The sequence below is a fragment of the Actinoplanes sp. NPDC051494 genome (assembly GCF_044454705.1).
Lineage (GTDB): Bacteria > Actinomycetota > Actinomycetes > Mycobacteriales > Micromonosporaceae > Actinoplanes.
Window position 1 is genome coordinate 1,086,723 of the sequence record NZ_JBITDZ010000002.1, and the last position, 10,239, is coordinate 1,096,961.

Sequence of the window (10,239 nt, forward strand, 5' to 3'; positions counted from 1 at the left end):
ACGGATGGTGCACCGGATCCGTCCGGTATCTGTCAAAAAGCTTGACAGTGAGAGAAACTTCTATGGGCCGAGAAATGAGGTGAGCGGTGACGATGCCTGAACGCGATGAGCCGACCGGCGCGCTGGTCAGACCATACGCCGTCACCCGTGGCCGGACTCGGCCCAAGCTGGAGATTGCGCTGGAAGCGCTCGTCGAGACCACCGTCCGTGGCCGGTCCACAGGACCGGGCCGGGGCGGGAGCGAACACCAGTACATCGCAGCGATGTGTGACGGCGGCAGAGTCCAGTCGCTGGCAGAGATCGCCGCACGCATGCAACTACCGCTCGGGGTGACTCGAGTGATCGTCGCCGACATGGCCCACGACGGCTTGGTGGCGGTCTACGAGCCGACATCGCTGGAAGATGAAACCGACGCGGTGGGTACGGAACTGCTGGAAAGGGTGCTGAGTGGACTTCGCAGGCTCTGACATGTCGCGCCGGCCAACGGCCGGGCGCGTGACATCGGCGAAGATTGTTATCGCCGGTGGGTTCGGCGTCGGTAAAACGACGTTGGTGGGGTCCGTCTCGGAAATCACCCCGCTGACCACTGAGGCCATCATGACCTCAGCTGGTGTGGGCGTCGACGACAACCGGCAGGTGCCGGGTAGGACGACAACCACTGTTGCCATGGACTTCGGCCGCATCAGCATCGACCGGGACTTGATCCTGTACCTGTTCGGAACACCGGGCCAGACACGTTTCTGGTTCATGTGGGACGAGCTGGTACGCGGTGCCATCGGTGCGGTCGTCATGGTGGACACACGTCGGCTCGCCGACTGCTTCGCCGCGATCGACTTCTTCGAGCACCGCAGGCTGCCGTACCTGGTCGCCATAAACTGCTTCGACGGCATGCAGTATCACAATGCCCAGGACGTACGGGACGCACTGGCGATCTCGTCCGACGTCCCGGTCGTGAGCTGCGACGCCCGCAACCGTGAGTCGACGAAGAACGTCTTGATCTCCCTGGTCGAGTACGTCCTGACCATGCGACGCACGCGAGCGGTAGCGCCCGCCTGACAGCTTGTCGAAGTCCCGCTCTGTTCACCAGAGCGGGACTTTTGCATGCCCATTTCCTAGAGTGGCGGCATGGCTCACGAGGTGACCGTCCCGCTCTTGCCCTGCGCCGACATCGACGAAACCGCAGACTTCTACCAGGCGCTAGGCTTCGTCACCACCTATCGTCAGACCAAGCCCAACCCCTACGTGGCAATGCGCCGAGAAGACCTCAACCTCCACTTCTTCGGCATGCCAGACTGCGACCCGGAACAGTCGTACGGTACCTGCCTGGTCCTGTCCCCGGACGTCGCAGGCCTGCACGAGGCTTTTCGCAGAGGGCCTACGCTCCCGGTACGGCCGGGTGCCGATCAGCGGCTTCCCCGGATGACCCGACCCCGCCCCAAGAAGAACATGAACGGCGTCACGGGCTTCAGCGTGATCGACCCCGGTGGAAACTGGATCCGCATCACAGCGGCCCCAGCCCCCGCCCAGGCTGATCCCGCCTAGGCTGATCCCGTCGGCTCTGGGTCGGCCGGCTCTGAATCCGCTCACTCTGGCCCAGCCCGCTCCAAGATCGCCCGCTCTGAGCCGGGCCGTTCGGGGACCGCCCGCTCTGAGCCGGGCCGTTCGGAGACCGCTAGCGCTGGATCGACTGGCTCTGAGTCCGCCCGCTCTGAGCCGGGCCGTTCGGGGACCGCTAGCTCTGGGTTGGCTGGCTCTGAGTCCGCTCGCTCTGACCCGGCCCGCTCCAAGACCGCCCGCGTTGAGGCCGCCGGCTCTGGCCCGGGCCGCTCTGGCTCGGGCGGCTCTGCGCCCGCCGACTCTGAGCCGGCCCGGTCTGGGTCTGCCGGGCTGACGTCATCCGCGACTGATCTCACCTCGTCAGGCTCCGCTGGGACCGATCCCGCCTCGGCCGATCACGTCCTCACCTCGGCTGAGCTCACCCCCTCTGGCCTCGTCATGACCGACATCAACTCATCTGACCCTTCGGCGGCTGACCTCGCCCCACACGGGTCTGAAGAGCTGGGCGGGCCTGCCGGAGCGGGCGGAGTTGCTGTGCCTGGATCGTCGGGGCCGGTCACGGAGAAGGTCGAAGCTGCCGGGACGGCGGCAGCGGGCGTCGCGGGGCGGCTGGGGCTGGCGTTGGAGAATGCGATTGTTCAGGGGGACAGTCGGGGGGATTTGGGTCAGGCCGCCAAAATTCTGGACGGCGCCCTGCGGCGGGCGCTCGCTTCCCGCGACGAGACCGCCGCGCCGGAAAGCCGAGTGGGGGCCGGCGTGGAGGCTGATGCGGTGACCCTGGTTGAGGCGTTGGTCTATCGGGCTGAGATCGCCCTGGGGATGGATGATCCAGCCAAGGCGGCATCGGTACTAGGTGAAGCCCGGTCTGTGGCTCTGACGCCGCAGGAGCGGGTGCGGGCCGCGGACACCCTGCGGGCTGCCGACGAGCTGATGTAACGCAGACTGCCGGCCCACGTACGAGCGTGGGCCGGCAGTGTGGTGGGGCTGATATCAGCGGCTGGGGTAGCCCGCGTTGCGGAAGTCGTCCTCGGGCTGGCCCTCTCGGCTGAAGTCCCAGCCGCCGGCTGCTTCGCGACCGGGCCGGCCGCCGATGGCGTAGCCGCCGATTTCCTGGCCTCGGCGCCAGCCCCGGAAGTAGCCCGTGGTGTGGGCGGCGATGCTGGCCGCGTCGCGGACGATGCGGCTGGGGCGTTCTTCGCGCAGCGGGGAGCCGGGGACCAGGTTGGCCTGGGGGACCCGCTTGGGCAGGCCGGCGTTGGTCGAGGCGGAGATCTCCGGGGCGGAGGCCTTCTCGGCCGCTCGCCAGCCGGTGTCCATGGGGCTGGCCCAGTCGAGGGCCGACTGCGGGGTGTCCTCGTCGGTGTGGCCGGTGAACCAGGCTGACCGGGCCGCGGCGAAGATGAGCAGGTCGCCGTCGCCTTCCGCGGGGACCGGCGGGGTGGTGCTGCGGTCCAGTGCGGTGAGGGCGGGGGCCCGGCGGGCGGCCCGGCCACCGTTGCGGCGGTCGTCGACCAGGCGCAGGGACGGCGGGTCAGAGACCGCGGTGACGTCGGGCGGGGTGTTCGCGAGGCCGTTGAGGGCGTTGAGGCCGTCGACGAGGCGCAGCGACGGGGGCTCCTTGGGCATGTCCTGCCACGGGGGCCTGACCCGGCCGTCGGCGGGCGGGCTGCTGACCGCGCTCGGGGCGAGCGGGTCCTCGCCCGGGTTGAGCAGCGGCCAGTTGGCGCGGGAGCCGGGCTCGGGGAGGTCGGGGGTGGTCGCGCGCTGGGTCGGCATCGGCAGGGAGAAGTCCGTGGCGCCGTTGGCGGCGGGGGCCGAGCCGTTGCGGGTGTTGGGCCGCGGCGGGATGACCGTGCGCTGACGTTCCGCCCGGGCGCTGCTCATGGCCGCGTTGGTGAGGGTGGGGCGGAACGGCTGGCCGGAGTCGGCCGGGGGCACCGAGTTGGGGCGGGTGCCCGGGGTGATCGGTGTCATGCCCGGCGGGGGCGGCGGCACCGAGACGGGACGGCTGCTGGGGCCCGTGGTCCGGGTGGGCAGACCGGCGGCCGGGGCCATCGGCGGGCTGGTGACCGGGCGGGGCGAACCGGTGACCGGGCGCGGGGCGAGCGGCGGCGGCATCGACGGGCTGGGGGCGCTCGGTGGGCTGGTCAGCGGGTGCGGCGTGACCAGGCCGTTGCCGGCGACCGCGGGGTCGGGGCGGTTGCGGCGGCTCAGGGCGCCGATGCGGCTGCTGGTGTCGCTGGGGCGGATGGCGGCCAGACCCGCGGCGGCGGCGGGCTCGACGGCGCGGCGGGAGCCGGCCTGACGGCGGCCGGGGCTCGCGGTGCCCGAGCGGGCGGCGAGCGTGCCGACGAGGGCTTCGCAGGCCGCGTCGCAGGCTTTGACCGCGCCGATCGCGTGGCGGACGGTGTCGGCCGCGGCGGGGGCGAGGGACTTGTTGACGCCACCGCGGCGGGGCGACTCGTTGATGGCCACCAGCAGCGCGGTGACGGCGGAGACGACCTGGTCCTCGGTGCCGGCGCCGGCCCGTGTCAGCTCGCGGGCGACGCTTTCAGCGACCTGCTCGGTGGTGCCGCCGTTGGAGGTCAGCCGGCCCGGCTCGGGCAGGGCGTCGAGGACGGCCAGCGCCAGCGGGTGGGCCGGGTCCGGGTACGCCCGGAGCGCCGCCGGATACAGCTCACGCAGCACCTCGCGCAGGGCGATCGAGGCGGCGTGCCGGCCGTTGAGCATCGCCACGTGGGCGGCGAGCACGGGCTTGTAGGTCACCAGCTCGCGCGGGGCGGGGATGGCGACGGCGGCGATCGCACCGGCCTGCAGCGCCCGGGCCAGGCCCACGGCGCGGCGGGCGGCCGGCGGTGCGTTCATCTCGTCCGGGGAGGTGTCGTCGGAGAAGCGCTCCGCGAAGTCGTCCACGGAGTCGTCGTCGGCGACGATGAGGGGACGCCCGGCGGCGGTGAGCAGCGAGGTGACCATGTGGTCGTCGCTGTCCGCTGCCACAGCGGCCTCGGCGAATCCACTCGTCCGTTCCACGAGCAGCGTTCCCAGCTGGGCATAGCCCGACGGGTCGTCGCTGATCTCGTGGACTCCGAGCAGCCGGCCCGCGTCGTCCACCACGGCGATGGTCAGTGCGGCTCCGGCCGAGGCCGAACGCACCTTCTCATCTGCCGACGCGAGACCGCAGAACACGCGCACGAGCGCCACGGCGTCGTCCTCCTCCCCGGGACTGCTGTTTTCGGCCAAGGACTGATGGTCCCTGGTCCAGGGTCAGTCGCGCCAGTCCACGGCAGCAGAGATCTTGCCGATTACCGAACGCCAACCCAGACTCGCCTGCTGTGCCCCGATTTTACGGAGCTTGCGCCGCCCGAAGAAACCGCCCATTCCGCCACTCTCTGCCGACCGCAGGGACTCGTCCAGGTCGTCGAGCGGTGAACCGGCGGCCAGCGCCAGGATGACCGGCTTCAGGCGCAGTGCGTGACCCAGGTCTCGGGCCACCTCGCCCGCCGCGATCAGGAGCGGCAGGTCCCACGTGTCGTGGCCGCCGCGCAGGTTCTCCACCACGAGGTCGAGCTCGTAGCGGTCGTCCTGCGACGGGTCGATGTCGGACGACTGTACCCGCTCGGCGACGGTCGCCCAGGTGTCGAGCTGTGCGAGGTCGTGCGGTGCACCCGATTGAATGAAGGAGACCAGCGACTCGGGGGTCTTGAAGACCAGCAGTTTGCCGCGGTGGCTCAGGAAGACGGGTACTTCCTCGTCCTCCGCCTGGGCGACCGCCTCGGCCGGCTCGTCGTCCTTGAAGTCCTCGGGGTCGGGTTCCTCGACCAGGTCGCCGTTCTCGTCGCGCAGGGTGCCGGGCTTGCCGTCCTTGACCGGCTCGCCCTCGGTGACCAGGGCGGCGAACTCGTCGTCGACGATCGCGCCTTCCTCGATCGCCTCACGGGCCTCACGGGCCCGCTCACGTGCCTCGAACGGGTCGTCCTCGTCCACCGTGACCTCGGTGGCGGTGACCTCGGAGGCCCTGCGGTAGGCCCGCAGGGTCAGGCCGACACCGCCGGGCATCGCGATCTCCACCGGCTGGATCCGGGCCTCGTCCCACAGCTCACGGCCGGAGGCGCCGGTCGTGGCCGTCGTCTCCTCATTAACCGTAGTGGCCTCTTCGGGCGACTGGCTGGCCACGCTGACCTCCGGGTTGGTTCACGCGAGCTGTTCGGACGGGTGAGTCTGGGCACACACCTTAGTGGTCGCTCCTGGGAACTGCCCGACCGCGGTCGGAATCAACCCCCGGAAACGCTCAGAAACCCTTGGGGTGCCAGACGGTCTTGGTCTCCAGCAGAGCTGTCATCGGCTTCAGGCCGGGGTCGCCGGTGAATCCGGTGCCGTCCGCCGATGGCCGGATCACCCGCTTCAGGCTGCCGGCGGCGGCCCGCTCCAGCTCGGTGGCCTGCTGTTCGTCGGTGACACCGGTGAGGTCGACGGCGTTGACGTCGTCGTGCGAGGCGAGCCAGGGCGCGGTCTCGGCCGGGTCGCCGGTGAGAATGTTCACCACCCCGCCGGGTACGTCCGAGGTGGCGAGCACCTCGGCGAGCGTGATGGCGGCCTGCGGGGCGACGGCGAGCACGACGACCGTGTTGCCCGTGACGATCGCCGGGGCGATGACGCTGACCAGCCCGAGGAACGAGGCGGGGGCGACGACGGCGACCACGCCGGTGGGTTCGGGGGCGGAGATGTTGAAGAACGGCCCGGCCACCGGGTTCGCGCCGCCGGTCACCTGGGCGATCTTGTCGGCCCAGCCCGCGTACCAGACCCAGCGGTCCACCGCGGCGTCCAGCTCGCCGGCGGTGACCCCGCGGGCGATGAACTCGTCGCGGCGGGCCTCGATCATCTCGGCGACGCGATACAGCACCTGGCCGCGGTTGTAGGCGGTGGCTCCGGCCCATTTCGGCTGGGCGGCCCGGGCCGCGACGACGGCGTCCCGTGCGTCCTTACGGGAGGCGAGGGCGACGTTGTCACCGTCCACGAGATAGACCCGTCCTGACTCGCTGCGGGGGAAGGCCCCGCCGATGAACAACTTGTAGGTCTTGCGGACCGCTAGACGGGTGACTGCGAAATCAGGCAAGGTACGCCTCCAGGCCGTGGCGGCCGCCTTCACGGCCGTATCCCGACTCCTTGTAGCCGCCGAAGGGCGAGGCCGGGTCGAACTTGTTGAACGTGTTGGCCCAGACGACACCGGCACGCAGCTTGTCAGCCACGGCCAGGATGCGCGAACCCTTGTCGCTCCAGATACCCGCGGACAGGCCGTACGGCGTGTTGTTGGCCTTCTCGACGGCCTCCGCCGGGGTACGGAACGTGAGCACCGACAAGACCGGCCCGAAGATCTCCTCGCGCGCCACCCGGTGCGCCTGGGTCACCCCGGTGAAGATCGTCGGGGCGAACCAGAAGCCCTGGGACGGCAGCTCGCACGGCGGCGACCAGCGTTCCGCGCCTTCCGCCGCACCGGCGTCGGAGAGGGCCCGGATGCGTTCGAGCTGGTCGAACGAGTTGATCGCGCCGATGTCGGTGTTCTTGTCGAGCGGGTCGCCGACGCGCAGTGTCGCCATCCGCCGCTTCAGCGCGGTGAGGACCTCGTCGGCGACGGACTCCTGGACGAGCAGGCGGGAGCCGGCGCAGCAGACGTGCCCCTGGTTGAAGAAGATGCCGTTGACGATGCCCTCGACGGCCTGGTCGATCGGTGCGTCGTCGAACACGATGTTGGCGCCCTTGCCGCCGAGCTCGAGGCTGAGCCGCTTGCCGGTGCCGGCGACCGCGCGGGCGATCTGCCGGCCGACCTCGGTGGAACCGGTGAACGCGACCTTGTCGACGCCGGGGTGTTCGACCAGGTAGCGGCCGGTGTCACCGGCGCCGGTGATGATGTTGACGACGCCCGGGGGCAGCTCGGCCTGGCGGCAGATGTCGGCGAAGAACAGCGCCGACAGCGGGGTGGTCTCGGCCGGCTTGAGCACGACCGTGTTGCCGGTGGCCAGCGCCGGGGCGATCTTCCACGCGAGCATCATCAGCGGGAAGTTCCACGGGATGACCTGGGCGGCCACGCCGAGCGGACGGGGCTCGGCACCGAAGCCCGCGTACCCGAGCTTGTCGGCCCAGCCCGCGTAGTAGAAGAAGTGCGCGGCGACCAGTGGCAGGTCGACGTCGCGGGACTCCTTGATCGGCTTGCCGTTGTCGAGGGTCTCGAGCACGGCGAGCTCGCGGGAGCGCTCCTGGATGATCCGGGCGATCCGGAAGAGGTACTTGGCGCGTTCGGCGCCGGGCAACGCGGCCCAGGGCCCGGCCGCGCGCCGGGCGGCGGCGACGGCCCGGTCGACGTCCTCGGTACCGGCGGTGGCGACCTCGGCGAGGACCTCCTCGGTGGCCGGGTTCACGGTCTTGAAGACGCCGCCGGCGGCGGGCGCGTCGAAGGAACCGTCGATGAAGAGCCCGTAGGACGACGCGATGTCGACGACCGAGCGGGACTCGGGTGCGGGGGCGTACTCGAACATCGTGATCAGTCCAGGGTGAAGTAGTCCGGACCGGCGTAGTGGCCGGTCGTGAGCTTGGTCCGCTGCATCAGCAGGTCGTTCAGCAGCGACGAGGCACCGAACCGGAACCAGTCCGGGTCGAGCCAGTCGTCGCCGACCGTCTCATTGATCATCACCAGGTACTTGATGGCGTCCTTGGTGGTCTTGATGCCACCGGCCGGCTTGACCCCGACCTGGCGCCCGGTGAGGGCACGGAAGTCGCGGACCGCCTCCAGCATCACCAGGGTCACCGGCAGGGTCGCCGCGACCGGGACCTTACCGGTGGAGGTCTTGATGAAGTCGGCGCCGGCGTGCATGGCCAGCCAGGAGGCGCGGCGGACGTTGTCGTACGTCGCGAGCTCGCCGGTCTCCAGGATCACCTTGAGGTGCGCGCTGCCGCAGGCCTGCTTGACGGCGACGATCTCCTCGAACACGTGGTCGTAGCGCCCGGCGAGGAACGCGCCCCGGCTGATCACCATGTCGATCTCGTCGGCGCCGGCGGCCACCGCGTCGCGGGTGTCGGCGAGCTTGACCTCGAGCGGTGCCTGGCCGGACGGGAACGCCGTCGCCACGCTCGCGAGGTGCACGCCGGAACCGGCCAGCACCTCGGCGACGTACGGGACCATGGCGGGATAGACGCAGACCGCGCCGACGTGCGGGCAGCTGGGGTCGGCGGGGTCGGGGCGCAGCGCCTTGGCGGCCAGCGCGCGGACCTTGCCGGGGGTGTCGGCGCCTTCCAGCGTGGTCAGGTCGACCATCCGGATGGCCAGGTCGATGGCGGCGGCCTTGGCGGTCGTCTTCACCGAGCGGGTCGCCAGTGCCGCGGCTCGGGCCTCGACGCCCACTTTGTCGACCCCGGGCAGGCCATGTAAAGAGGCTCGGAGGTCGAGCGTCACAGTCATGAAATCGATTCTACGCAGCCCACCAGCAATTGATCTTGGAGAACCCCGGTAGGTTGATCGCCGTGGACGTACTCGTCGTTGATCACCCGCTGGCCCAGACCCGACTCACCGCTATGCGCGACGCCGAGACCGACTCCGGTGTCTTCCGCGCGGCGCTGCATGAGCTGACCACCATGGTCGTCTATGAGGCCGCTCGCACCTTCGCCACCGAGCAGTACCCGATCACCACGCCGGTGGCGCCCACCCAGGGCACCCGGCTGGCCAACCCGCCGCTGATCGTGCCGGTGCTGCGCGCCGGGCTCGGCATGGCCGACTCGGCGCTGGCCCTGCTCCCCGAATCGTCGATGGGCTTCGTGGGCCTGGCCCGCGACGAGGCCACGTACGAGCCGCGCGCCTACATGGAGTCGCTGCCCGGCGACCTCTCGGGGCTGCCGGTGCTGGTACTGGACCCGATGCTGGCCACCGGCGGCTCGCTGGTGCACTGCGTGCAGCTGCTGGTCGACCGGGGTGCCACCGATGTCACGGTCTGCTGCGTGCTGGCCGCGCCGGAGGGCGTTGAGCGGCTGCGCACCTCGGGCCTGCCGATGCGCCTGGTCACGGCCAGCATCGACGAGGGCCTGAACGAGAACAAGTACATCGTCCCCGGCCTCGGCGACGCCGGCGACCGTCAGTTCGGCGGCATGCCCCGCTTCTAAGCGGTGGAGTACGACCAGGAGAGCGCCCGGCCGGCCGCGAACGGCATCACGCCGTGGAAGACCCGCGGCGACGCGGCGAAGACGAGCGGCAGGAAATGGCGGTCGGACTCCCACATCGGGAGTTCGCCCGTCAGGACGTCGGCGACCTTCATCCAGTGCAGGCTGCCCTCGTCGTTGCCCTCGAGCGGCGTTCCGGTCCACGCCGGGATCCGATAGATGAAACCGAACCAGTTCTCCCCGCCGCGCCCGAATCCCGGCCACGAGATCGTGCCCGCCAGATCGACGGTGACGCATTCCAGACCGGCCTCCTCGCGGATCTCCCGCCGCAGGCCGGACACCACGTCCTCGGTCGGTTCGAGCTTGCCGCCGAGGCCGTTGTAGTAGCCGTAGTGGATATCATCCGGACGGGTGTCCCGCCGGATCATCAGGACCTCCCGATGATCTGGTGAAAGGACGTAACCGAGGGTCGCGATAATCGCCTGCACGGCTGACACCCTAAGGGGGTCAGAAGGGCTCATGTCCGCCACGGTGCACCGG

General features: G+C 70.4%; 11 protein-coding genes. 5 read left to right on the forward strand and 6 right to left on the reverse strand.

Annotated elements, in window-relative coordinates; translation table 11 throughout:
• Positions 1–92 precede the first annotated feature (92 nt).
• The 4 genes from ACIA6A_RS11680 to ACIA6A_RS11695 all read left to right on the forward strand — a co-directional run bounded on the left by ACIA6A_RS11680 (position 93) and on the right by ACIA6A_RS11695 (position 2,493).
• The gene (locus ACIA6A_RS11680; RefSeq protein ID WP_396097648.1) at positions 93–467 is read left to right on the forward strand and encodes a DUF742 domain-containing protein; all 375 of its coding nucleotides are present in this window, start codon (positions 93–95) and stop codon (positions 465–467) included.
• A 1-nt stretch (position 468) separates the two neighbouring features.
• Positions 469–1,056, forward strand: a complete 588-nt coding sequence (locus ACIA6A_RS11685; protein ID WP_396097649.1) for a GTP-binding protein — start codon at positions 469–471, stop codon at positions 1,054–1,056.
• Between the two features lie 69 nt (positions 1,057–1,125).
• The gene (locus tag ACIA6A_RS11690) at positions 1,126–1,542 is read left to right on the forward strand and encodes a hypothetical protein (protein WP_396097445.1); all 417 of its coding nucleotides are present in this window, start codon (positions 1,126–1,128) and stop codon (positions 1,540–1,542) included.
• Positions 1,543–2,091: 549 nt separating this feature from the next.
• Positions 2,092–2,493 carry a hypothetical protein gene (locus ACIA6A_RS11695; RefSeq protein ID WP_396097446.1) on the forward strand — a complete coding sequence of 134 codons (402 nt, stop codon included), beginning with the start codon at positions 2,092–2,094 and terminating at the stop codon, positions 2,491–2,493.
• 54 nt (positions 2,494–2,547) lie between these two features.
• Here the strand turns inward: ACIA6A_RS11695 and ACIA6A_RS11700 are convergent, their stop codons facing one another.
• The 5 genes from ACIA6A_RS11700 to deoC form a co-directional block, all read right to left on the reverse strand.
• Positions 2,548–4,797, reverse strand: coding sequence for a transposase (locus tag ACIA6A_RS11700; protein WP_396097447.1), 2,250 nt, complete (start codon positions 4,795–4,797; stop codon positions 2,548–2,550).
• Between the two features lie 24 nt (positions 4,798–4,821).
• Positions 4,822–5,730 carry a DNA primase gene (locus ACIA6A_RS11705; RefSeq protein WP_396097448.1) on the reverse strand — a complete coding sequence of 303 codons (909 nt, stop codon included), beginning with the start codon at positions 5,728–5,730 and terminating at the stop codon, positions 4,822–4,824.
• Between the two features lie 115 nt (positions 5,731–5,845).
• On the reverse strand, positions 5,846–6,670 hold the full coding sequence (locus ACIA6A_RS11710; RefSeq protein ID WP_396097449.1) for an aldehyde dehydrogenase family protein: 825 nt from the start codon (positions 6,668–6,670) through the stop codon (positions 5,846–5,848).
• Complete coding sequence (locus tag ACIA6A_RS11715; RefSeq protein ID WP_396097450.1) at positions 6,663–8,087, reverse strand: aldehyde dehydrogenase family protein; 1,425 nt, start codon at positions 8,085–8,087, stop codon at positions 6,663–6,665. Before ACIA6A_RS11715 ends, ACIA6A_RS11710 begins: the two co-directional genes overlap by 8 nt.
• Positions 8,088–8,092: 5 nt before the next feature.
• Positions 8,093–9,007 carry a deoxyribose-phosphate aldolase gene (gene deoC / locus ACIA6A_RS11720; RefSeq protein ID WP_396097451.1) on the reverse strand — a complete coding sequence of 305 codons (915 nt, stop codon included), beginning with the start codon at positions 9,005–9,007 and terminating at the stop codon, positions 8,093–8,095.
• 62 nt (positions 9,008–9,069) lie between these two features.
• Here deoC and upp point away from each other — a divergent pair, with 62 nt between their 5' ends.
• Positions 9,070–9,702: a uracil phosphoribosyltransferase gene (gene upp, locus ACIA6A_RS11725; protein ID WP_396097452.1), complete on the forward strand. Its 633-nt coding sequence runs from the start codon at positions 9,070–9,072 to the stop codon at positions 9,700–9,702.
• On the opposite strand, the gene ACIA6A_RS11730 is transcribed toward upp, so the two are convergent.
• Positions 9,699–10,220, reverse strand: a complete 522-nt coding sequence (locus ACIA6A_RS11730; RefSeq protein WP_396097453.1) for an NUDIX hydrolase — start codon at positions 10,218–10,220, stop codon at positions 9,699–9,701. The genes upp and ACIA6A_RS11730 overlap by 4 nt on opposite strands.
• Positions 10,221–10,239: the final 19 nt, after the last annotated feature.

Bases quoted from the DNA above. Each gene is read 5' to 3' on its own strand.
- ACIA6A_RS11690 (WP_396097445.1), top strand. From the start codon at position 1,126: ATGGCTCACGAGGTGACCGTCCCGCTCTTGCCCTGCGCCGACATCGAC.
- ACIA6A_RS11715 (WP_396097450.1), bottom strand. From the start codon at position 8,087: ATGTTCGAGTACGCCCCCGCACCCGAGTCCCGCTCGGTCGTCGACATC.
- ACIA6A_RS11685 (WP_396097649.1), top strand. From the start codon at position 469: ATGTCGCGCCGGCCAACGGCCGGGCGCGTGACATCGGCGAAGATTGTT.
- ACIA6A_RS11680 (WP_396097648.1), top strand. From the start codon at position 93: ATGCCTGAACGCGATGAGCCGACCGGCGCGCTGGTCAGACCATACGCC.
- deoC (WP_396097451.1), bottom strand. From the start codon at position 9,007: ATGACTGTGACGCTCGACCTCCGAGCCTCTTTACATGGCCTGCCCGGG.
- ACIA6A_RS11730 (WP_396097453.1), bottom strand. From the start codon at position 10,220: ATGAGCCCTTCTGACCCCCTTAGGGTGTCAGCCGTGCAGGCGATTATC.